Source organism: Methanobrevibacter arboriphilus JCM 13429 = DSM 1125 (assembly GCF_002072215.1).
Taxonomy (GTDB): Archaea; Methanobacteriota; Methanobacteria; order Methanobacteriales; family Methanobacteriaceae; genus Methanobinarius; species Methanobinarius arboriphilicus.
The window spans coordinates 162,427-186,967 of the sequence record NZ_JXMW01000001.1 but is presented as its reverse complement, the minus strand read 5'-3'; the positions used below and the strand labels follow the sequence as shown (position 1 = coordinate 186,967).

24 protein-coding genes and 1 pseudogene are annotated in these 24,541 nt (G+C 25.2%); 22 read left to right on the top strand and 3 right to left on the bottom strand.

The genetic code is table 11. The features are described from left to right. Positions 1 to 42 precede the first annotated feature (42 nt). Together MBBAR_RS00850 and cyaB are read right to left on the bottom strand one after the other, a co-directional pair. Entirely contained in the window at positions 43 to 666 is a 624-nt protein-coding gene (locus tag MBBAR_RS00850) for a hypothetical protein (RefSeq protein ID WP_080459397.1), read from the bottom strand. Positions 667 to 778: 112 nt separating this feature from the next. Further along, complete coding sequence (gene cyaB / locus MBBAR_RS00845; RefSeq protein ID WP_080459396.1) at positions 779 to 1,330, bottom strand: class IV adenylate cyclase; 552 nt, start codon at positions 1,328 to 1,330, stop codon at positions 779 to 781. A 613-nt stretch (positions 1,331 to 1,943) separates the two neighbouring features. Between cyaB and MBBAR_RS00840 the strand changes: the two genes are divergently transcribed. The 20 genes and pseudogenes from MBBAR_RS00840 to MBBAR_RS10685 form a co-directional block, all read left to right on the top strand. Further along, the gene (locus MBBAR_RS00840) at positions 1,944 to 2,489 is read left to right on the top strand and encodes a TATA-box-binding protein (protein WP_080459395.1); all 546 of its coding nucleotides are present in this window, start codon (positions 1,944 to 1,946) and stop codon (positions 2,487 to 2,489) included. 12 nt (positions 2,490 to 2,501) lie between these two features. Next, on the top strand, positions 2,502 to 4,280 hold the full coding sequence (serB, locus tag MBBAR_RS00835; RefSeq protein WP_080459394.1) for a phosphoserine phosphatase SerB: 1,779 nt from the start codon (positions 2,502 to 2,504) through the stop codon (positions 4,278 to 4,280). Positions 4,281 to 4,440: 160 nt separating this feature from the next. Then, positions 4,441 to 4,626: a hypothetical protein gene (locus MBBAR_RS00830; protein ID WP_080459393.1), complete on the top strand. Its 186-nt coding sequence runs from the start codon at positions 4,441 to 4,443 to the stop codon at positions 4,624 to 4,626. A 610-nt stretch (positions 4,627 to 5,236) separates the two neighbouring features. Continuing rightward, entirely contained in the window at positions 5,237 to 7,426 is a 2,190-nt protein-coding gene (gene topA, locus MBBAR_RS00825; RefSeq protein WP_080459392.1) for a DNA topoisomerase I, read from the top strand. 721 nt (positions 7,427 to 8,147) lie between these two features. Then, a complete protein-coding gene (locus MBBAR_RS00820; RefSeq protein ID WP_158082487.1) occupies positions 8,148 to 10,895 on the top strand; it encodes an STT3 domain-containing protein in 2,748 nt (915 codons plus the stop codon). Positions 10,896 to 11,292: 397 nt separating this feature from the next. Further along, on the top strand, positions 11,293 to 12,387 hold the full coding sequence (locus MBBAR_RS00815; protein WP_080459390.1) for an OBG GTPase family GTP-binding protein: 1,095 nt from the start codon (positions 11,293 to 11,295) through the stop codon (positions 12,385 to 12,387). 269 nt (positions 12,388 to 12,656) lie between these two features. Next, a complete protein-coding gene (locus tag MBBAR_RS00810) occupies positions 12,657 to 13,289 on the top strand; it encodes an adenylate kinase family protein (RefSeq protein WP_249024999.1) in 633 nt (210 codons plus the stop codon). A 793-nt stretch (positions 13,290 to 14,082) separates the two neighbouring features. Next, positions 14,083 to 14,454, top strand: a complete 372-nt coding sequence (locus tag MBBAR_RS00805; protein ID WP_080459389.1) for a ribonuclease P protein component 4 — start codon at positions 14,083 to 14,085, stop codon at positions 14,452 to 14,454. After that, complete coding sequence (locus tag MBBAR_RS00800; protein ID WP_042704428.1) at positions 14,423 to 14,680, top strand: YhbY family RNA-binding protein; 258 nt, start codon at positions 14,423 to 14,425, stop codon at positions 14,678 to 14,680. Before MBBAR_RS00805 ends, MBBAR_RS00800 begins: the two co-directional genes overlap by 32 nt. Positions 14,681 to 14,806: 126 nt before the next feature. Beyond that, positions 14,807 to 15,247: a 30S ribosomal protein S19e gene (locus MBBAR_RS00795; protein WP_080459388.1), complete on the top strand. Its 441-nt coding sequence runs from the start codon at positions 14,807 to 14,809 to the stop codon at positions 15,245 to 15,247. Between the two features lie 274 nt (positions 15,248 to 15,521). Beyond that, a complete protein-coding gene (locus MBBAR_RS00790; RefSeq protein ID WP_042702298.1) occupies positions 15,522 to 15,869 on the top strand; it encodes a DNA-binding protein in 348 nt (115 codons plus the stop codon). Positions 15,870 to 15,886: 17 nt separating this feature from the next. Beyond that, positions 15,887 to 16,501, top strand: coding sequence for a DUF7411 family protein (locus MBBAR_RS00785; protein WP_080459387.1), 615 nt, complete (start codon positions 15,887 to 15,889; stop codon positions 16,499 to 16,501). Between the two features lie 301 nt (positions 16,502 to 16,802). Further along, positions 16,803 to 16,958 (top strand): 50S ribosomal protein L39e, encoded by a 156-nt coding sequence (locus MBBAR_RS00780; RefSeq protein ID WP_042702295.1) that lies wholly within the window; start codon positions 16,803 to 16,805, stop codon positions 16,956 to 16,958. 8 nt (positions 16,959 to 16,966) lie between these two features. Then, positions 16,967 to 17,212, top strand: a complete 246-nt coding sequence (locus tag MBBAR_RS00775; protein WP_080459386.1) for a 50S ribosomal protein L31e — start codon at positions 16,967 to 16,969, stop codon at positions 17,210 to 17,212. A gap of 249 nt (positions 17,213 to 17,461) precedes the next feature. Beyond that, positions 17,462 to 18,139, top strand: a complete 678-nt coding sequence (locus tag MBBAR_RS00770; protein WP_080459385.1) for a translation initiation factor IF-6 — start codon at positions 17,462 to 17,464, stop codon at positions 18,137 to 18,139. 126 nt (positions 18,140 to 18,265) lie between these two features. After that, entirely contained in the window at positions 18,266 to 18,490 is a 225-nt protein-coding gene (gene rpl18a / locus MBBAR_RS00765) for a 50S ribosomal protein L18Ae (RefSeq protein WP_080459384.1), read from the top strand. A 63-nt stretch (positions 18,491 to 18,553) separates the two neighbouring features. Continuing rightward, complete coding sequence (gene pfdA, locus MBBAR_RS00760) at positions 18,554 to 18,982, top strand: prefoldin subunit alpha (protein WP_080459383.1); 429 nt, start codon at positions 18,554 to 18,556, stop codon at positions 18,980 to 18,982. A 461-nt stretch (positions 18,983 to 19,443) separates the two neighbouring features. Then, positions 19,444 to 20,787, top strand: a complete 1,344-nt coding sequence (gene ftsY / locus MBBAR_RS00755) for a signal recognition particle-docking protein FtsY (protein WP_080459382.1) — start codon at positions 19,444 to 19,446, stop codon at positions 20,785 to 20,787. Between the two features lie 290 nt (positions 20,788 to 21,077). Continuing rightward, positions 21,078 to 21,218, top strand: a complete 141-nt coding sequence (locus MBBAR_RS00750) for a phospholipase D-like domain-containing protein (RefSeq protein ID WP_158082486.1) — start codon at positions 21,078 to 21,080, stop codon at positions 21,216 to 21,218. 160 nt (positions 21,219 to 21,378) lie between these two features. Further along, a pseudogene (locus MBBAR_RS10685) lies at positions 21,379 to 21,483 on the top strand (hypothetical protein); the annotation flags it as partial. 41 nt (positions 21,484 to 21,524) lie between these two features. Here the strand turns inward: MBBAR_RS10685 and dmpI are convergent. Further along, positions 21,525 to 21,713 carry a 4-oxalocrotonate tautomerase DmpI gene (gene dmpI / locus MBBAR_RS00740; RefSeq protein WP_080459380.1) on the bottom strand — a complete coding sequence of 63 codons (189 nt, stop codon included), beginning with the start codon at positions 21,711 to 21,713 and terminating at the stop codon, positions 21,525 to 21,527. A gap of 260 nt (positions 21,714 to 21,973) precedes the next feature. Between dmpI and MBBAR_RS00735 the strand changes: the two genes are divergently transcribed. Together MBBAR_RS00735 and MBBAR_RS00730 are read left to right on the top strand one after the other, a co-directional pair. After that, the gene (locus MBBAR_RS00735) at positions 21,974 to 22,426 is read left to right on the top strand and encodes a dCTP deaminase (protein WP_054835338.1); all 453 of its coding nucleotides are present in this window, start codon (positions 21,974 to 21,976) and stop codon (positions 22,424 to 22,426) included. 147 nt (positions 22,427 to 22,573) lie between these two features. Next, positions 22,574 to 24,325: a thiamine pyrophosphate-binding protein gene (locus tag MBBAR_RS00730; protein WP_080459379.1), complete on the top strand. Its 1,752-nt coding sequence runs from the start codon at positions 22,574 to 22,576 to the stop codon at positions 24,323 to 24,325. Positions 24,326 to 24,541 lie beyond the last annotated feature (216 nt).

Genomic DNA, 24,541 nt, shown 5'->3' with positions numbered 1-24,541 from the left:
ATACATTTATTAATAAAAGTATTTAATATAAAATATAATTTATTAAGTTATAAATATTCCAAGTATTAAAAAAATCAGTAAAAATGTTAAAAGTATTAATATTATTTTTAGTAAGTTTTTCAATATTTTTATAATCGCTTTTTTGTCTGATAATTTTGATTTTTCTAATATTTCCTCAATTTCAAGATTGTTAAATCTATTTGGAGGATTATGTGACTTGTTTAAAATAGTAAAACTATTCAATATTATTTCTATATCATCTATTAATAGGTTTAAATCTTTATCAGTTAATAGTTTAATTTGATAAATATACTGATTTTTTATAAACCCAATAAATCTCTCTTCAAATTCCATATCTCTAAATCTTCTTTTAGCCCAAATATCACAAGCTTCTATATCGTCTATCTTTGTTTTATTGGTTTTTATGATCTCTGAATCAAAGGTATTTATAATATATCGTTTAGTATATACTTCATAATCAGTAGTTGTATGATTTTTTCCATTTTTATAATTTATAGGGATTTTTGATATATCTAAAATTGTTTTTTCACTTAAATTATTATACATAGCAAAAATAGAAAATGGATCATTAGAATTATACTTTTTTATCCAATTTTCATTATATTTAAATGAAATATCGTTATCAATATATACTAAAATAGGCATTATTCAACCTACTATTAAATTCTAATTATTATTTAATCTATTATTTCTAATTTTTATTCAATCTAATATTATTTCTAATTATTATCATTATCTTTTTGTTTTAATATTAACTTTAATTCTTTTCTCTTTTAATATCTAATAATTCTAGATAAGAGGTTCTTTCAAATCCTTCAGTTATATTTAATTTTTTAAATAATTCAAATATTTTATCTATTTCGGCTTTATAATCATTACCTTCTTCAATATCAGTTTCAATTTCCATGTAAGGTTCTAAACCAATAACATCATCAAGGCTTATTATATATTGTTCAAATTTATATATTATCCTTTTTTTAATAACTTTTGAGGCTTTAACAAATTCCAATGATTCAAATATATCTGCTACCTTTTCTGGGTCTTCAATTTTCACTTCAACTTCTTTTCTGGTTTTACTTTTATCATCAATTTTAGGTCCTTTATATGTTATAAATGTTTCAATAGAATCCTTAGTTCTAACTTTCCTTATTCTTAATGCTTCATCGGTTTCTGCAAAATCTTTTATAGGACTATTAAAATAAATATCTTCTTGATGTTCAGTATGGCTTTCTAAAGCTCCAATATTATATAAATCTTTTTTAATAGAATTAAAGTCATCTATTTTTGCTTTAACTTCAACTTCAATCATTTTATCACCTTTTAAATAATCCTATTTTACTAAATTCTATAATTTATACAAATCTTTATACAAATTTTTTATAAAGTTACAAATTTTTTATAAAATATTTATACAAAATATTTATATGATGAAATATATATTAAACTTATAAAAATATAGTAAGCTATTTATACTAGTATTTAAGTATTTTTATATTTACTCTTTATTTATGGTATGGATTTTAATGTAATAACCTTTTGTAATATTTTTAAAAATAATTTTTATACTATTATTGACTTTATCTAAATACTATGTATTAAAGTATTATTATTGCTTTATATTGCTTTATAAGTGAGCTAAAAAATGATAATTTTTAAAATATTTATTTAAAATATACATATTAAGCAATTTATTTAGTTATTTATTTAAAATATTTATAGATTTAAATTAAAATTTTCAAATGTTTAATAGTTACAATCATTATAATAATTATATAATTCTTGTTATAATTATTCTTGTTATAATTGTTGTTGTAAAATTTTCATTCTGAAATTTTTAAATAGGTTTATATAGTATATAAATTAAAAAATAAATAAAGTAAATTATTACTATTTTTTAAAATTTGATTGGGAGGAATCTTAACTTGACCGATGTTGATATTAAAATAGAGAACATTGTAGCTTCTGCGGCCATTGGAAAGGATATAGAATTAACTGAAGTTTCCAAAGCTTTAGAAGGAGTTGATTTTAATCGAGAACAGTTTCCAGGATTAGTTTTTAAACTAAAAGAACCTAAAACTGCTGCACTTATTTTCAGTTCAGGAAAATTGGTTTGTACTGGGGCTAAATCTATAGATGATTCTATTTTAGCTATAAATAAAACTGTTGATCTAATGAGGACTGTTGATAAAGATATCCCTCATGAATTTGAGATTAAAATTCAAAATATTGTGGCTTCTGCCAACTTGGAAGCAACATTAAATCTAGATGCAGTAGCTCTAGAATTAGAAAATACGGAATATGAACCTGAGCAATTTCCAGGTTTAGTTTACCGTTTACAAGACCCTAAAGTTGTTTTATTATTATTTGGATCAGGTAAAGTAGTTTGTACTGGTGCCAAAACTAAAGATGATGCTAAGCTGGGAGTAGAAAGGGCATACGATCGACTTAGCGAGTTGGACTTAATATAATTGGTGATATGATTGATTAAACTTGTAGTATTTGACTTAGATAATGTTATTATTGATGGTGAAGCGATAGATGAGATCGGGAAATTAGTAGACGTTCAAGAACAAATTGCAGAAATCACTGAAAAAGCAATGAATGGTGATTTAGACTTCGAAACATCTATAAAAGAAAGAGTTAAACTTTTAGAAGGAGCTTCAGTAGAAGATATTAAAAATTTAGCTAATGAAATGAAGCTCATGGAAGGAGCAGAAGATGCTATCAAAGGTTTGAAAGATAAGGGCTATAAAGTAGCTGTTATAAGTGGTAGCTTTGATTTGATTGCTGATTCTTTAAAAGAGAAACTCAATTTAGATTATTTATTTACTAATAAATTAGAGGAAAAAGATGGAAAACTTACTGGAGAAGTTACTGGACCTCTAGTTGAAGGTTCTAAAGCTGATGTACTTAAAAGTATTATTGAAAGCAGTGATATTTCTGTTGAAGAATGTATAGCTGTGGGTGATGGTGCTAATGATATTTCCATGATGGAAATAGCACAAGTAGGTATTGCATTTAATGCAAAACCTGCAGTTAAAGAAGTTGCAGACATAGTTTTAGAAGAAAAAGATTTAAAGGAAGTTTTAAATATTATAAATGATTTAAATTCTGAAGCTACTGAGGAAGCTACTGAGGAAGCTACTGAGGAAGCTACTGAGGAAGCTACTGAGGAAGCTACTGAGGAAGCTACTGAGGAAGCTACTGAGGAAGCTACTGAGGAAGCTACTGAGGAAGCTACTGAGGAAGCTACTGAGGAAGCTACTGAGGAAGCTACTGAGGAAGCTACTGAGGAAGCTACTGAGGAAGCTACTGAGGAAGCTACTGAGGAAGCTACTGAGGAAGTTAAAACTTCTAAAAAAGTTAATAAAGAACCAAAAACTAAAACTAAAAAGTCTAAAAAAGATGCACTTCCTGAAGTAGATTTTGATCTTGCTCCTACTCCTGAAGGAGTTAGAAAGCAAAAAGACGAAAGAGAAGAAATCATTGCTAAAATAGCTGATGAAAGAGAAGAATTCAATAAAATAGCTAAAGAACAACGTAAAATACGTGATGAACTTAACGATGATTTAAAAGAAAATCTTAAATTAGCTATTGAATTGAGAGATAAACGTAATGAAGTTAACAAATCTGTTGAAGAAGCTAAAAAATTACGTGATAATGTCAATGATGAACTTAAAAAGCTTGAATGGTCATCTGGAAGAAGAGACAGATTAAAACTTGAGAATGAAATTAAAAAAATAGATAAAATTATTGAAACTCGAGTTTTAGACATTAAAAAAGAAAATCAATTGGTAAAAAATGCTAATGATTTGAGAAAACAACTAATGGACATTCAAGAAGATGAAAAAATTAAAGATGAAGCTCAAAATCTTAAAAAGATTTCTGAAGATCATCATGCTAAAGTTGTTGAATTATCTACTCAAGCTCAAGATTTTCATGAAAAAATGCTTAATTACTTTAGAAAAACTGATGATATTAGAACAAAAGCGGATGAGGCTCATAAAAAGTTTGTTGAAGCTAGAAAATCTGCATCAGCTAAACATGAAGAATTTAAAGTTGTTTTAAGCGAAATTCATGTTATTAATAAGGAACTTGGAACTAACAAGTCTAAAAGAAGAAAATCTGAAAAACAAGCTAGTACAAAGAAAAATCGTGAAGAAAAAGAAAAAGCAGAAGATATCTTTGAGAAGTTTAAGCATGGTAAAAAGCTTACCACTGAAGAACTTTTACTTTTACAAAAACACGATATAGGTTAATTCAATTACTAGTTTATTGATTTATAGAGATTTTTAGGTATTGAAAATATTAACTTTATGTTTTCAGCCTTTATTTCTATTTACCAAATTGAGTCCATATAGTCTTTAGAATATATAATAATTCTAAGACTAGTCATTTAATCTAGCTATTGGTGAAACAATGGATAAAAAGACAGTATCGGAATCTCCTAATCAAATTGATGATAATGAAAAAATAGAAATTTGTTATATGTGTCATCAGGAATTTAATATTAATGAAGATGATGATAGTCATTATCATTATGATAATTATCCTATGTGTGCATATTGTAGTGAATTCTATGGATTTTATAAAAAAGACCGTTGATTGTCTTATTTTTTATAGTAGCTAGTATTTTTTATTTTATATTTAATTTTATTTTTAATTTTATTTTTATTTCATTTTTTATTCTATATTTTATTTTCTATTTTTAAATTTATTTTATTATTTTATTTTATCCTATTAAGCTTTAGTAATGTTTTTATCAAACATGTTTTTATCAATCATTATTATAATACTTATTAACAAAAAAGTTTAAATAATACTATTTTATATATTAGTATTAAATAATTTATTAATTATATATTTTGATTAAAATTAATGTAAATTATATTTATAAAAAAAGAATTATTTATAAAAAGGATTACTATAATATTTAGTTATTAATAATATATTATATTGTAAAATTAGATATTCTAAAAATTTTATAAACTTAAGTATAATTAGATAATTAAGTATAAAATTAATATAAATTAAGAAAAAATTAAGCATATATTTTGAAATAGATACTTTATAAAATTTATAAATTAGATAATTCATAAGGCTTTAATAAACTTCATAAGGTTTATAATAATTTATATATAAAAGTAATGAAATAGACAAAGTAAACAATTTAACATTGGTAATATAATTTATAGTATTAATATAAAGTGATATAATGCATGAAGTGATTATTTGTGAGAAACCAAAATCTGCTGAAAAAATAGCTCAAGCTCTTTCTTCTAATGTAAAAAAAATGAAATATGGTAGGAAAGTTAACTATTGGGAAATCAATGAAAAAGACAAAAGAATTACTATAATATCTGCTGTAGGTCATTTATATTCATTAACCCCAAAAAATCAAAAAGAAAAGGTTTATTTTGATTTAAAATGGGTTCCATCATATGAAACTCAGAAAAATTTAAATTATGTTAAGGATTATGTTTATGCTATAAAAAAATTAGGCAAGGGTGCAGATAAATATATTCATGCTTGTGATTATGATATTGAAGGAACTTTAATAGGTTTCAATGCATTGAAATATGCATGTGGTGAAAATTCTATCGATATAACCTCTAGGATGAAATTTTCAACCTTAACAAAGAAAGATCTTATTGATGCTTATAATAATCAAATTGAATTAGATATTAATCAAGTTAATGGTGGTATAGCTAGACATATTGTTGATTTTTATTTTGGGGTTAATATATCTAAAGCTTTAACAACTGCTGTTAGAAAAGCTAAATATAGATATTTACAACTTTCAGCAGGTAGAGTACAAACTCCAACATTAGCTATATTAGTTGGTAGGGAAAAAGAAATTCAAAAATTTGTTCCAGAGCCTTATTGGTTGATTAAGGCCTTACTTGAAAATAAGTATGAAAAAAATAAAGAAGAAGATATTATAGCTGATCATGTTGAAGGTAAGATTTTTGACCCAGAACGTGCTGAAAAAATATTTGAAAGCTGTCAGGGTGCTGATTCAACTGTAGATAAAGTAAAACTCAGCGAAACTATTAGAAAGCCACCTATACCATTTAATTTAGGAGGTTTGCAGTCTGAAGCACACACTGTTTTTGGTTTCAGTCCTAAAAAGACTCAAACTATTGCTCAGAATTTATATACTGAAGGTTATACTTCTTATCCTCGTACTTCTTCTCAAAAATTACCTGAAAGTTTGGAGTTTAAAAAAATATTCAAACAGTTGTCTGCAAATGAGGTATTTAAAAAGCATATTGATTCTCTTCCTCAAAAAACTAAACCAAATGAAGGTAAAAAAATTGATGCAGCACACCCTGCTATTCACCCAACTGGCATAATTCCTAAAAAATTGGATAGTGATAGTGCTAAAATTTATGAACTTATTGTTTATAGATTTATTAGTGTTTTCGCCGAAAATTCTAAGTTAGAAACATTAAGAGTGGATCTTAGTGTTGATAAAGAGAAATTTTTCTTTAAAAGGAAAAGAGTTTCATATATGGGTTGGTTAAGTCATTATCCTTTTCGTAAGATTGAAGAAGATTTTTTCCCAGCTTTTAAAAAAGGAGATAATATTAAGGTAAATGAAATATTATCTGAAGAAAAAGAGACTAAACCTCCTGCTAGGTATAATGAAGCTTCTTTAATTAAAGAATTAGAAAAAAGAGAGTTAGGTACAAAAGCTACAAGAGCTGATATCATTGCAAAACTATATGATAGAAAATATATTTCTGGTAAAAAAATTGAAGTTAATCAGCTAGGCATGAACATTATTTCTAATTTACAGGAATATTGTAAAAATCTTACGAGTGAAGAACTTACAAGAGACCTTGAAAAGAAACTTGAGGGTATAATGGCAGATAAAATAACTAAAGATAAAGTTATCGAAGATGCTAAAAAAGAAGTCTTAACTATATTGGATGATATTGATAAAAACAATCTTAAAATTGGTGAAGGACTTTATAATGCTTATCAAGAAAGTAGAATTGTTGGTAAATGTACTTGTGGAGGCAATTTAGTTGTTAGATTCTCTCCAAAAACTAAGTCTTCATTTGTTGGTTGTTCTAATTATCCTGATTGTAATGTAATATATTCACTTCCAAAAGGTGCAGAAGTTTTAAAAAGTAAATGTGAAAAATGTGGACTTCCGAACATTTCTTTTGGAAGAGGTAAATCTCGAAAAAGAGCATGTTTAGATTCTAAGTGTGGTGTTGACCATTCTAAAATTAATGAAGTTGAAGTTGTTGGTCAATGTCCAGATTGTGGAAATAACCTTCTTAAAAGACATGGCCGTTATGGCGAATTTGTTGGTTGTAGTGGATTTCCAAAATGTAAATTTACTTCTTCATTGGAAGATTTAGAAGACAAACTAAATAAAAAAGAGGACTAATTATTTATAAATAATTTATTTTTATATCTATACATAATTCATTTTATATATTTATAAAAATTTTATATAATTCATTTTATTATGTATTGAATATAAAAATGAAGTTTATTTTTGATTGAAGTGTTTCAACTTGAACTGTTATTATCTTTCTTCTTATTTTTAATATTTTTAAATTTGTTATAATTTTTTTCATAAAATAGCTTTGAAAATAGTATAATTTAATAAGGTAAAGTTATAAATATTTAGGATAATATTGTTATTTAGACAATTAATAATATTTCTAATAATATTTCTAATAATATTGTTGGCGTTACAATGTTTCTCATGTAATTATTTATACAATATTATTTCATGATATTATTTTTAATCTCAAATCATATTTATTAGATTATACTTAATAATTTCAGTATTATCGAGTATATTTTCAATTATTGAATATATTTTCAATATTATTGATTATGAAATTTAATATAAATTATTCTTGGATTTTTGAGATTATTAGTCTTAATAATTATTAATTATTTAGGTTATAATTATCTAATAATTGTTTAATTTATAATTATTTAATTTATAATTGTTTAATCTATAATTATTTAATTTATAATTGTTTAATTTATAGTTATTTAGAAAACTTGAAAAATCTGTTTATAAATACAATAATTCTCTTTATAATAATGTTTATAAACATATTAATATTTAATTCATTTATTGGATGATATTTATGGATAAAAATAAAATAATGTCGATATTAAAGTCAGTAGCTATCATACTGGTAATCGTCTGTTTTGTTGCATTTTTGCGATTTCAAGCAGCTGATTTATCAGTTATTCCAGCTGATCAACAATCTTACTACAAAGACGCTAGCGGACTCCCTTACTTCACTGAAATGGATTCATATTATAATTTACGTATGACAGAAAACTTCCTTACGTATGGACATATGGGAGATACAATTAAAAACGGTACTCCTTGGGACACCCTTTCTTATGCTCCTGAGGGTAGAAGTGCAGAATATAAACCTATGATTGTTTATGTAACTTCTTTCTTATATTATATTTCTAATATATTTTCGGATGTATCTTTAAAAGAAGTAGCATTCTTCGTTTCTGCAATAATAGCTCCTCTTGCAGCTATACCTGCATTTATCATTGTTAGGAGACTCACTAATAATTATGGTGGTGCAACAGCAGCTTTAATAGTAGCCTTAGCTCCAAATTATTTTGCTCATACATTTGCAGGATTTTTTGATACAGATATGTTTAATGTAGTCTTACCTTTGTTTTTGGTTCTATTCTTTATTGAAAGTATAAGATCGAGTAAATTGGCCTATAGAATAGTATATATTTTATTAACTATCATTACTATGGTGCTTTTCTCATTAGCATGGGATGGATATGTATTCTATATAGGTATGTTAGTAATATTCATGATTGTGTATTTATTATTAGGTTTTATACTAAAATTGGATCTAATTAAACCAAGGAAAAATTATTCAAATTTATTATCTTGGTTCACGGATCAAAAAGAGATATTTTCTATTGTTTTAATAGCAATTATAGGGTTTATAGGACTTGGTTTAACTAATGGATTTGATTCTATTATACAAGCCCCTATGAATCTTCTTGGAGCAACTCAAATTCAATCAGCAGCTAATGCAGCTGCTTATCCTAATGTTTTTATTTCTGTTGCAGAACTGCAAATTCCAAGCCTTTTAACCGGAGGAATATCTGGTGCATTTTCAGCTAATTCTGGAGGTATAATAAATGGTGTGGGTGGAATTGTAGCTATATTTGGTGCATTTTTCATATTAATTTTATTTGCACAGAGGTTATGGAAACTTAGATCATTTAATGCTAGGGGTGTAAATAAAAAACCTCCTAAAGGGCAACGTAAAGCTACATCTAAACTAAAAGAGAGTAAAAGTAGAGATTCTCTTATTGAATCTACATTATCAGATATTAAAACTATTGAAGATGTTAATAGAAATAAACGTGATACATTACTTTATTTAGTTTTGTTTTCTGTATGGATATTTTTATCTGCGGTTGCAGTAACACAAGGTTCAAGATTTATCATGGTATTAATGATTCCTTTAGGTCTTTGTGTTGGCTTATTTGTAGGATATGCAGCTGTATATATTAAAAATAAAGTAGATAGTAAAAGTAAACTGATGGCAATAGCAATAATAGGAACATTTTTGATTGTTTATCCTATATTCCAAACATTTAGTGTATTCTATCCTTTATTTAACATATCTTCTACATTAGCTTTTATTATTCCAATAATCATACTTTTTGCCTTGATTGGAATTTCTGCTTTATTAATTTATGGTTTTAAAGGACTTAAAAGTTCTAAATTTGCTAAAACAGCTGTAATACTTATATTAATGTTTGCTATAGTTTCACCAACTGTTTTTAGCGCTTATCAAGTTTCAGAATCTGTTGTTCCGAGTACTAGTGATCCAATGTGGGATTCCATGTTATGGGTTAAAGCAAATACTACTGATGATACTACTTTGGCATCTTGGTGGGATTTCGGTTACTTGTTTGAAATAGCATCTGAAAGACCAACACTTTTCGATGGTGGTTCTCAGACAGGTATACGGGCATTCTGGACAGGTAAGGCCATGACGACAAATGATACGGAACTTTCAGCAGCTATATTTGAAATGTTAGCTTTTAGTGGTGATAAAGCGACTGAACTATTGGATAATTACACTGGAAATGATAGTCAAAAATCTGTTGAAATTCTTGAAAATACATTAACATTACCAAAAGAAGAAGCTAAAACTACGATGATTAATTCATATAATTTAACTTCGGATCAAGCAGATAATGTTGTGAATTTAACACATCCTGATGAGCCGGTTCCTGTTATATTTGTTGCAAGTTCGGATATGTTACAGAAAGCTGGTTGGTGGACTTACTTTGGGAATTGGGACTTTAATTCTAAAACTAGTACTGGATATCAGTACCTTATTGCTCAACAACCTGCAAACTTGGAAAATCTTGGAAATGGTTCATATCAAGCAAATATAACTAATTTGGAAGAGAATGGTATTTTATTTAAAACTGTAGTTACAAAAGATATTGATAATAATACTACTAATGCAACTACTGCTGCAGTATTTGAAAACGGAACTCCAGTTAAAACACAGGATAACACTACTTTCAATCCTTTCACAGTTAACAGACTTGTTATTATAGAAGATAATATGCTTGTCCAGAATGAAACTGTTAATGAAAGTGGAAATTACACCTTACTTGTAATGGGTGATAATGGAACTTATACTTCTGTTATTATGAGTAAAGAACTTGAAAATGCCATGTTTACAAAACTTTTCATACTTGGAGGATTTGGACAGGATTCATTTGAAATGGTTCATATGGATGATGGAATTTCATTATGGAAAATTAGTGGATATAACACTTTAAGAAATGAAACAGGATCTACTAACAGTTCAACTTAATGTTAATTCCTTGTTTCAAGGTGTAAATTTTGAAGAAGTGATATTAGTTTATATTAAGTATATTCCATGGTAATAAATGGTTTATGCTTAATTTTATATATTTTATTATTTTAATTTTTAATTAGTTATATACTATTTTTTAATTTAATGGAATATCAGATTTATTGAAATTAACTATTAATAAAGATTATTAACTATTATTTATAATTATTAACTATTATTAAAGTTTGTTAACTATTATTTAAGCTCATTAGTTCTTGTTTAAATTTATTAACTATTGTTAGCTATTATTTAACCTTATTAACTATTATTAAGTTTATTATTATCACTAAAGTTTATTATTAATTATTAAAAGTATTATTTATCGAAAAAAAATTATTGGATATTAGTGAGTTTTATGGATATTGATGAAAAAATAAAGAAAATTGAGGATGAAATTCAGAAAACTCCTTATAATAAGGCTACCTCTCATCATATTGGTAAGCTTAAAGCTAAAATATCAAAATTAAAAGAAGAATCATTACAAAGAAAAAGTTCTGGAACTAAAGGTAAAGGGTTTCATGTAAAAAAAAGTGGTGATTCTACAGCAGTTTTAGTTGGATTTCCTTCTGTTGGAAAATCCACTCTTCTTAATGAATTAACTAATGCTGAGTCAAAAGTTGGAGCTTATCAATTTACTACCTTAGATATTGTTCCAGGCATTATGGAATATAGAGGAGCTAAAATTCAGATTTTTGATATTCCTGGAATTATAACTGGGGCTTCTGGTGGAAAAGGAAGAGGAAAAGAGATTCTTTCTGTAGCAAGAACTGCTGATTTGATTATAATAGTTTTGGATGTTTTTAATCCTCAACATTTGGATATTATCTTAAGAGAATTAAGGGATATAGGGATCCGTCCAAATGAAAATAAACCTGATGTTACTGTTAGAAGAAAAAAACTTGGTGGGGTTCAAGTTTCTTCAACAGAAGAATTAACTCATCTTGATGAAGCTACTATAAGGTCTATTATAAATGAATATGGAATGCATAATGCAGATGTTTTAATTAGGGGCGATGTAACTATGGATCAATTCATTGATGCTTTAGAGAATAACCGATCCTATGTTCCAGCAATTGTCCTTTTAAATAAAGTTGATCTTGTAGATGAAAGCTACTTAAAAGAGCTGAAAAAGACTATTCCTAATTTTATTCCAATTTCTGCTGATAAAAAATTCAATATTGATTATCTTAAAGATCAGATATTTGAAAATTTGAACTTGATAAGAGTATATCTCAAACCTCAAGGTAAAAAAGCCGATTTTGAAGAACCTCTTATAATTAAAAAAGGTTCTACTGTTTTGGATGTTTGTGGAAAGTTACATAGAGAATTTGTAAAAAATTTCCGCCATGCAAAGATTTGGGGAGATTCTGTCAAGTTCCCTGGACAAAAAATTGGACCAGATCATATTTTAGAGGATAAAGATGTTTTGAGAATAATTCTTAAAAAATAATACTCAAAATTTATTAAATAGTTTTAACTTTTAATATGTTTAATTACTTTGTTTATTAAAATATTAATTAAATTTTTATTTAATTAATTTATAAGATTTATTATAAGAAATAACACTAAATAAGATATTAATATAGGAAATATAGGAATATTATAATAATTATAGTAGTATAGGAAAAATATCTATAGGAATATTATAAGAATTACAGTAGTATAGGAAAAATATCTATAGGAATATTATAAGAATTACAGTAGTATAGGAAATATCTAATGAAAATAATGAAATCTTCAAATAAAGAAAATATTAAAGAGAATCATAATAAGATTATTTTTATTACTGGAACACCATGTACTGGTAAGACTACATTAGCTAATGTGTTGGAAAGTAAATTTTCTAAAAATTACAATTTTCAAATTATTAAAATAAATGATTTAGCTATTGAGAATGATTTTATTGATGGTGTTGACTCTGATAAAGGTTATAAGATTGTTAATATTCAAAAATTAGATAAAAAACTTAATGAACTTTTAGATTCCTTTTTTAATCAAAAAAATCTTAAGGATTCTAATTTGAAAATATCTATTGTTGAAGGCCATCTTTCTCATCTATGTAATTGTGAGAATGTTGATAAGATAATTGTTCTTAGATTAAATCCAAAAATTTTAGAAAGTAGGCTTAAATCAAGGAATTATAGTGAAAATAAGATTCATGAGAATTTAGAAGCTGAAGCATTAGGAGTATGTTCGGTTGAAGCATATCAAAAATATGGAACTAAAGTTAATGAAATTGACACAAGTGATTTATCTACTAAAGAAGTTTCTAAGTTTGTTGAAGATATAATATTGAATAAAAAAGATTTTCCTGTTGGAAGTATTGATTTTATGAATTGGATATTAGGTTAATACTGATAATAGTAACAATATCATTATTAATATTTATTATTAATATTTGTAATATGAATAATATTAATATAGTAATCTTTTTAAGGTATAAAACATATATTTTTTATTGATTGATTATTTCCTTAAACAATTTTGATTACTAATTAAATATCATAAATTTATTAATAATATATAATAATATTTTGTTTAATTTATAATATAATTAAATTTATATTATAAACTTATAATATAACGTTATAATTTATAAAAATTAAAAGATTTAAGTAATAAACTTATTTTATAGCTAGTAAATTCATAAGTAATAAATCAACATAATAATAATCAAAATATAATAAATTAACATAATAAATTAACAATTATATTATAATTAAATATTATAATTATAATTATAATAATCAAACAATTATATAATCAATTATAATCATAATAGAGCAATATAAATCGATTGTAATTATAGATATGGCAATTATATAGATTGTAATTATAGATAATCATATTTGATAAATATTTAATTATATGATAATAATTATATGATATGTTTATAATTATGAAATTTATAATTCTTAATAATTTTTAAGTATATAAAAATATTAATAAAATAAAAGTCTATAGAAAGTCTTTTTAAATAGAAGATACAAAAGATTATTATTACTCTTCTACTACCTAAATAGTTAAGACTAACTTTTAATATATCGTTTTAAAACATTCAAAATCATGTTATAATTACTTGAATAATATAAATCTATATTTATTTTATTCGATTGCATGTTTTACAATTATATGAGGTTTAATATTGCGAAGAGGAAGAAGACCTAAATGGATGATTGATATAGCTCATGAACGTATGAATATTCTATTCTCCATGGCAAAAAATGAATTTTCAAATAATCCTGATAGGTCACATAGATATGTGAGCTTAGCTCGTAAAATATCTAAAAAATATAATACTAAAATTCCTGATAACTGGAGACGTAGCTATTGTAAAAATTGTTATAAATTTTTATATCCTTCTAAAAATTCTTCGGTTAGGCTATTTAATGGTGAAGTAAATATTAAATGCCATGAATGTAATCAAATTATGAAAATACCTTATAAAAAAGAGAAAAAAGAAAAAAGGAGAGCTAAAATTGAGTATTACACTATCAAAAAAAGAAATGATGAATAGGGCTCTCAATTCTATGACAATAAACATTGGAAAAGCTGGAATAAATGAAAATGTTATTGAAGAAATAAAACGCCAGCTAAAAGCAAATGAAATTGTTAAATTAAGATTTGCAAAAAATATAGCAAATCAAAAAGAAGATTATCTTGCAGTAATTGTTGAAAAAACAAGATCTAAGCTTGTTGATTTAAGAGGAAATGTTGCTGTAATTTACAAAAAGAAACCTTAAAAACTTTAAAAAAGAAACCTTGATTTTAAAATTCAGTGGAATTTATTTGTGTGCTTAATATTTCAATGAGTTGTTTTCTAATTAGTTGGTTTCTCAATAATTATAAAATTTATTAGGAGAATTAATATGACTACTGTATATGATGTACCTGCTGATTTATTAATAAATAAAGTTGCAAAAGATTTTAATGAGAATAATGATAAAATTGCTGCTCCAGAATGGACTAACTTAGTAAAAACTGGAGTTCATAAAGAAAGAAAGCCAGAAAATGTGGATTGGTGGTATGTAAGATGTGCTTCTATTTTAAGAAGAGTTTACATGGATGGTCCAGTTGGAATTAATAGTTTAAGAACTTTTTATGGTGGAAAGAAAGATAGAGGAGTTACTCCAGAAACTTTTAGAAAAGGTAGTGGAGCTATTGTTAGAGGAGCATTACACCAACTTGAAGATGCTGGATATATTCAAAAAGTAAATGCTGGAAGGATTGTAACTTCTGAAGGTAAATCTTTCTTAGATAAAACTTCTAGTGAAGTAATTAAAGATATTCCAGAACTTGATAAGTACTAATAATTCTTTATTAATAATTTCTATTAATAATTCATTATTAATATTCTCTATTAACAATTCATTATTATTAATTCTATAATTGTTTATTTATTCAGCTATAAACCAATTTATTTCTGTTTAATGAATTATTATATAGCTAAATCCTATAAATCATTTATAAAATCAATCATTTATAAAATTAATCATTTATAAAATTAATTTCTTATAAAACTTATCTATAATTAATTATATTTTTTATACTACTATAATTTAATACAAAATGGAGGTTCTGAAAATGAGTGATCTTGATGAATTACGCCGTAAAAGGATGCAAGAGTTGCAACAACAAGCTGCTGCTAATGAAAATCAGCAAGCACAGCAACAAATGCAACAGCAACAGATGCAGCAAGAAATGGAAGCACAAAAAAGACAATTAATGATGCAAATCTTGACTCCAGAAGCTCGAAGTAGATTAGCCAACCTTAGATTAACTAAGCCTGAATTTGTAGATCAAATTGAGATTCAACTTATTCAATTGGCTCAAAGTGGTAGAATGAAAGGTAAAATTACTGATGAGCAACTTAAAGTTCTTCTTAAGCAGTTATCTGGTCAAAAAAGAGATATAAATATTACCAGAAGATAATTTATAAATTTATTACAATGAAAGCTTATGTTTTATTCAGTGGAGGGAAAGACAGTTCTTTAATGGCTATTCTTCTTAAAAAAATGGGAATAGAAGTTGAACTTCTAACAGCTAATTTTGGAGTTTATGATTCTTATATTCCTTCTCAAAAATCTGCTGAATCTCTTAAAATAAAACATAATGTATTAAATTTAAATAAAAAAATATTGGATAATGCTGTTGATATTATATTGAATGATGGTTTCCCTAATAATGGGATTGCTTATCTTCATAAGGTTGTAGTTGAAAAATCAGCTGATTTAGCAAAGAAAAAAAAATTTTCAATCATTGCTGATGGAACAAGAAGAGATGATAGGACTCCAAAGTTAGATAAAAATGAAATTAGGAGCTTAGAAGATAGGAAGAATATTCAATACATTAATCTAGATAGTTTTGGTTATAAAACTATTGATTATTTAGTTTCAAATTTATTTAATATTACTCAAGAAGAAAGTAATCGATATAATAGCTCTGATTATGAAGTAGAAATACGTTGCTTAATTGATAAGGAAAAAGGCGTTGATTCAACTGTTTTTTTTCCAAAACATTTTCAGACAAGAGTAATTGGATTGAATAGAATTCAGAAATTATAAATTAGTAATATAAATCAATATTATAAATTAATAATATAAATTAGTATTATAAGTTAGTATTATAAATTAGTATTATAAATTAATATTATCCGTTAATATTATATCATTTAATATTTTAATCAGTTAATATTTATATTAATTAATGATATATCATTAATGATACATAAGTTAATGATAGATTTAATAAATAAATAATAATTTTAATCTGTATAATTAAGATTAATTCTACTGTGGTGATGATGCTTAACTATAGTAGTATTCATATAATGTTTAAATATATTTATGTTCATATGGTGTAAAAATGAGTAGAAATAAACCATTAGCTAAAAAATTAAGACTAGCAAAAGCTAATAAACAAAATAGAAGAGTCCCAATATGGGCTTATGCGAAAACTAAACGTCAATTAAAATATAGGCCTAAACCAAGACATTGGAGAAGAAATAATCTTAAAGTATAGGTGTTATCATGGAAAGAACTTACACAATACCTCTTAGAGATGCTAAGAATGTACAAAGAACTATAAGAGCAGCTAAAGCTATTAGGGTAGTTCAAGAATTCTTACAAAAGCATATGAAATCAGAAGAAATTAAATTGGATGCTTCTGTAAATGAAAAAATTTGGGAGAGAGGAATTCAGAAGATTCCTTCAAAAATAAAAGTTAAAGCTGTTAAAGATGACGATGGAGTTGTAGAAGCAACTTTAGCTGAATAATGTTATAATTAATATTACAATTAATTAATATTATAACTAATTATATTATAACTATAATTAACTATATTATAAGTAATATTAAATATATTATAAGTAATATTATAATTTTAATATAATAATTTTAATATAATTATAATTTTAATTAATACAATAATATAAATATCAATAATATAAATAATTAATAATTTTAAAAAAGATTTAGATTATAAAAAATTAGATTATATTTGTTTAGATATGGAGAAAGGTACAATGCTTAAAAGAATAAATTTAACTGGAAACCCAAACTTAGGTGTATATATTTCCGTCACTGATCAATTAGCTATTGTTCCTTTTAACTTTCCAGAAGTAATGGAAAATCATATAAAAGAAGCATTAGAAATTGATGTTGTAAGAACTACAATATCTGGAAGTAATTTGTGTGGTGCATTGTCTTGTGGAAATTCTAATGGTATTATAGTATCTCCATATACATTAGATAGTGAGATTTTTGTTTTAGAAGAAGTTGGACTTAATGTAGCTAAAATTTCTGATAAATATACTGCTGTTGGAAATATTATTGCAGCAAATGATAATGGAGCTATCATAAGTCCATTAGTTTCTGAAAAATCAATCAATATTATTGAAGAAACTTTAGACATTCGTGTAGAACGATCAGAGATAGCAGGATTTAATATTATTGGTTCTTTACTCAATGTTACTAATAAAGGAGCTCTTGTTCATAGAGAAACATCTGAATCTGAGCTTAAATTCATTGAAAATGTTTTTAAAGTTAAAGGTGATATTGGAACTGTTGGCCAAGGTATAAATTTTGTTGGAGCATGTTCTGTAGCTAATTCTTATGGTGCAATTGTTCCAGAAAATAGTACTGGTCCTGAAATGGCTCGTATTGAAGAAGCTTTAGGATTTTTAGACTCTTCTGAAATTTAAACTTCTTTCGTCATGTTTTTTATAATATAATTTAATAATAAAATATAATTTAATAATCAAAAATTTAAAATTTACATTACAGACTTACAAATATTACAGATTTATAAATTATTATAGTGTGGTAGTATGAAAACAAAAATATATAGAATTCAAGGTAGATTTACAATGGGTGATCAAACTAAAGTATTTACTAAGGAATTAAAATCAATGAGTGAAAAAAATATTTATGAAAAAATTTACTCTGAGTTTGGTAGTAAACATGGAATAAACAGAAATCAAATTGACATTGAAGAAATTAAAGAGATTTCTGCTGATGAAGTTAATGATCCTTTAGTAAAAGCATTATTATAAATTTTTATTTCAGTATATTTATTTGTTCCTTATTGGATGATAGAACGTTATTAAGGTGTAATTATGGAAGATCAGCAAAAATTAGATGAGATGGTAAATGAGCTTAATTTATATAAAAATCAAGCTGAAGTATTACAACAACAAGTTGAAGCTATACAAGCTTCATTAGCCGAAGTTGAAACATTAGAATCAACATTAGAAGATATTAAAGAAGAAAATTCTTTAGAAGCACTAGTACCTGTTGGTGCTGGATCTTTCATGAATGCTGAAATTAAAAATACTAATGAGATTATTATGAGTATTGGTGCAGGTGTAGCTATTAAAAAATCTGTTGAAGATGCTAAAGAAACCTTATCTTCTCAAAAAGAGGAGTTAAATGACAGTCTTGATAAAATGTTAAATAATCTTCAAAAAATCAGTCAGATTGTAGCTCAACTATCTCCTCAAGCTGAAGAGCTTATGAGAAAAGTTCAAGCAAGCAATCCACAATAAATGATACACTACTTTTTTTAAGTTTTTTCATTATTTAATTATTATTTCTAATTTTGTATTAAATATTAAAAATCTATTTTTTTATTAATTTTTTATCATTATTACTATTTTTATTTTTTTTATTGTACTATTCTCTATTTTTATCATTTGAGATCATTTTGAGTTTATTATAATAGTTAAAGAATTACTACTTTAAATTAATTATATAAATAAATTATAGTTTATGGTTAAATTTTTATATACTAATAACATAAATTTGATTATATATTAAATTGATTATATATTGAAGTTTATTAATTAATTTTATGTAATATAATATTATTAATAATATATAATATTAGTAATACTATAATCAATATTACATATTAAAAATCCATCTGAGGATTTTTCATGTTTTAAGGATATTATTTATCTATAAATATTAAATTATTTTATTATATTCTATTAGGGAAGGTAATATTTTGTTTGAGTCAATAAAAAAGAAATTTGCCGAAGCTTCTGGAAAATTAACTAAAAAAGTTTCTGAGGAAGCAGAAGAAGAGAACAATGTTAAACTAGAAGAAAAAGCTGAGGAAGTTAATGAATCTACTTTGATTAATCAAGATGATGCAAATAAAAATGATCTGATTAATCATGAAAAGGATGATGAAAAATCAAATGATGATGAAAAAATTGAAAAGGATGTTTCAGCTGAATTAGACACTTTTAAAGATGAATCTGAAGTCATTGATGATAAAGAAACTACTTTTTCAAAGATAAGTGAAAAATTAAGATTTAAAAAACCTAAAGTTGATAAATCTGATGATAAAGTTAAAGTTGATAAATCTGATGTTATAGCTAAAAATGATAAATCTGGTGATAAGGAAACTATTGAAACTGGAACTGATATTTCATCAGATTTAGAAACATTGGATGATGAAAAAAAGAAGTCTGGAATTTTTTCTTTCATCCGAGAGAAAACCATTTCTGAAAAAGATTTAGAAGATATTTTATGGGAATTAGAACTTTCTCTTCTTGAAAGTGATGTAGCTATTGATGTAGCTAACTTTGTTGTTGAATCTGTAAGAGAAGATCTTATTGGTCAAAAAATTAAAAGAAGCAGTGATGTTGATGAATACACTTATCAGGCTCTTCGAAATGCAGTATCAAAAATTATTGATATTGAAGGTAAATCAATGACTGATATGATTGAAGAAAAGAAAAAAAAGGGAGAACCTCTTGTTGTTATGTTTGTTGGAATTAATGGAACTGGTAAAACAACAACTATTGGTAAGTTAGCTAATTATTATATTAAAAAAGGATATACTCCTGTTGTAGCTGCTTCTGATACTTTTAGGGCTGGAGCTATTGAACAAATTAATTATCATACTGATAAACTAAATGTTAAGCTTATTAAACATGAAAAGGGGTCTGATCCTGCAGCTGTGGCATTTGATGCGGTTGAACATGCAAAAGCAAAAGGTAAGGAACTTGTTTTAATTGATACTGCTGGTAGAATGCAGACAAATACTAATCTTATGGACGAAATGAAAAAAATACGTAGGGTAGCTAAACCTGATATTGTTGTTTTTGTAGGAGATGCATTAACTGGTAATGATGCTGTTGAACAAGCTACTAAATTCAATGATGCTATTGATATTGATGGTGTTATTCTAACTAAAGCCGATGCAGATTCAAAAGGAGGGGCTTCTCTTTCAATTGGTTATGTTATTGGAAAACCTATACTATTTTTAGGAATGGGTCAGAGCTATGATGATATAAAAGAATATGATCCTGATTGGATGTTAGATCAGATATTTAGTTAATTAATCAATATTTTTATTGTTAGAAATCTTTTAAATATTCTAATGTAATATTATGAATAATACAATTATTAAAAATAAGAAAATTATATATAATTTATTATGAGTTTATTATTATGGGTTTATTAAATTTATAATATATTTATTAATTTTTTGAATATGATAAATCTTAGACTATAAATATTAAGGCATTTTTATGGAAGTTTTGAATTATCCATTTTCTGATCTTTTCATGAATCTAGTTTGCAAATTTTTATAAAAAAGTTTCTGACATTTCTGCTTTAGATAAAATTTTGTTTAATAACCATCAGATTTTCAATCATTCTGCATTATATGCTAAATTTTATGTTTTTGATAATTCTAATGTGATTATTACTTCTGCAAATTTAACATTCTCTGGATTAAACAGAAATTATGATTATGGTATTATATAAATGATCCAAATTCGATATCTCAGATTTCAAATGATTTTGATCAATTATGTAAAATTGATCAAGCAGGTAATATTAATCAGGATAATATAGTCCAAATACAAAAAATATTAAAGGATGTTTATTTATTTGAAAATGAAATTCAAAGAATCTATCCAATAATCAAAATATTAAACCTAAAATTAGACAAACTCTTCAATTTTTGAGAGATTTAGGACTAATAAAATTTGAAGGAAGTGGATTCTACAGGAAGTTATGTAAAAATTAATATTTTTCATTTAGTCATAATGGATAATAGTTTTATTATTTCTATTCCTCTAACTCACTTAATAAGTTTCCAGCCACTCCTATATTTTCAGCTTCGTTCTCTCTTATTATGATTGTTACTGTGTTTTCAGGTAATCCATATGTTTCAGCTGTTAATTTTGTTAAATTTTTAACATATTCTCTTTTTTTATCAACATCTAATTTATTTGATTCTACTATTATTACAGGCATTCTTTTATCTCCTTATTTTTATTTTATTAGATAGCTACTAATTCTATTAATTATTAATAATCTTTTAATAATTTTATTTAACAACCTTACTTAACAATTCTTTTAATTTTTTTTTTATATTATTATTAGATTGTATTAATTTTAATAGCTATTAAATATTTTATGATATAAAGTTATATCTGTTAAAGTACATAATTATTTTTATATAAATTTTTAAATAATCTTATAAAAAATAATCTTATAAATATACGTGATTAAAAATGTTAGGAGAAAAAGAACTTATAAAATTATTTCCTGATTTTAAAAAATTAGTACAACCTTCTGGAATTGACTTAGCTCTTGATGAAGTATTTATCCAAAAATCAGCTGCTTCTCTTATTGATAATGAGAAAAATCTACCTGATATTGAAGCTATAGATGGACCAGTATATACTCTTAAACCACATACTGCTTATTTAGCTACAATTGATCGAAAAATTAAGATTCCTAAAGGATATTCTATGTTATATTTACCCAGATCTACTCTTCTTCGTAGTTTTGTTTCAGTTCAAACTGCTGTTGGTGATCCTGGTTTTTATGGTACTCTTATGTTTATGATTTATAATCATGGAAATTTTGATTATAAAATTAAAAAAGGCGATAGAATAGCTCAGGGTGTTGTTTTTAAAGTTGATGGTTCTGGGGAGTATTCTGGCAGCTATCAAGAGGAATAAAATCTATAATTATATATTATTTTGTTTTTATTCAATGTTTTCATTATCTAATCTTTTTTATTCAATATTTTTTTATTTAGTATTTTATTTCATGTTTTTTATTTATATTTTTATCATTTTTAGTAATATTTTGGATAAGTGTGTCAAATGAATACTGCGGAATGTATTGTTAAAATTCTTGAAAATTCAGGTGTTAAACATATTTTTGGACATCCTGGAGAGCAAATTATTCCATTTTATGGTGCTTTAAACAATTCTAAAATTGGTCATGTTCTTATGAGACATGAACAAGGTGCTGTTCATGCTGCTGATGCTTATTCTAGAGTCTCTGGTAAGTTTGGAGTTTGTGTTTCTACTGCAGGTCCTGGTGCTTTAAATATGGTAATGGGTGTTGGAGTTGCTTTTAAAGATTCTGTTCCTATGCTTGTTATAACTGGAGATAATCATTTAAATCATGAAAATAAGGATGAATTTCAAGATATTGATATTGAAGCTATTTTTAAACCTATTACTATTAAAACTTTCAATCCTAAAAATGGTAGATCATCTATTGATAATATTAAAAAAGCTGTAAAAATTCTTAATAACGAACCAAGAGGCCCTATTCACATTAATCTTTCGAAAAACGTTCTTTTAGATAAATCTATTGATCATAATAATTGTAATTTGGATTTGTCCTCTGATTATTATCTGTCCTCTGATTATCCAATGTCATCTGATCTATCCTCTAATTATTATGATTATAATAAAATAGATGATGCATTGTTAGAAATAAAAAAATCCAAAAGACCATTGATTGTTGCTGGTGCTGGAATATTTTGGGCAGACTCTGTTGAAGAGCTTAAAAAATTTTCAGAAACTAATAAAATTCCTATTACTCATACATATCATTCAAAGGGCTTGATAAATGATTATGGCCTTGAATTAGGCCTTGTAGGTCTTAGAGGATCTAAAATGGCTAATTTTGCATTTAAAAACGCTGACTTAATAATATTTTTAGGTTCTAAAATATCTGAAAGAACAACTCATATTAACAGTCATTTTGATTTTAGAAAAGCTAAAACCAAGGTTATTAGTGTTAATATTGATCAAAATGTTCTTTTTGGAGATATAAAAATTCATGGTAATGTAAAAAAGGTTTTAAATCATTTTAATTATTCAAAAATAGTTAATAATTCATTTAAGGATTCCGTTAAGGATTCATCTAAGGACTCATCTAAAGATTCATCTAAAGATTCATTTAATAATTCGTTTAATGATTCATGGATAGCTGATATTTTTCAAAATAATGAAAAAACTCATATCGATGGGTTAGAAAGTAAAGAAATCCCTTTAAAACCACAAGTAGCTATTAAATTAATAATGGAATATTTCAATGATTTAGATAAATTAGATAATTTTAAGGATTATATTCTGGTTAATGATGCAGGTTCACATACGACATGGGTTAATCTTATATCTGAAATTTATAATAAAAGGATTATATTCTCAGGAGCTATGGCTCCTATGGGATATGGATTACCTGCAGCTTGTGGGGCATCAATATCTCAACCTAATAAGAAAATTCTTCTTATTAATGGAGATGGTGGCTTTCAGATGAATATTCAAGAGTTAGCTACTATTTCTTCTAATAATCTCCCTATTTTAATCATAGTATTAAATAATTCTCAATTGGGTGTAATTAGGCAATGGGAAGCTTTTTATAATAAAGATTTAAGATATTCTGTTGATTTAGAAAATCCTGATTTTGTGAAATTAGCTAATGCTTATGGAATTGAAGCTGATTCTGTAAGTTCTAGGGAAGAGTTAAAATTAGCTATTAAAAATTTAAAATTAGATAAACCTTATTTATTAGAGGTTTTAATTGCAGAAGAAGATATTCCACTTGTTAAATCTTAATAATAGCTATAAATTAAAATTTACTATTTTTTAAGTATTTTTAATAATAATTTTAATATTACTTTTAATATTACTTTTAATACAAAATTAGAAATAATAATCAAAAACATTAAGGGAAGAATATAAAAATTAATATTAATTATAATATTGAGATTAATATTATTATTAATAATATTAAATGTAATACTGAGAATATATTAAAAATGATACTAAAAA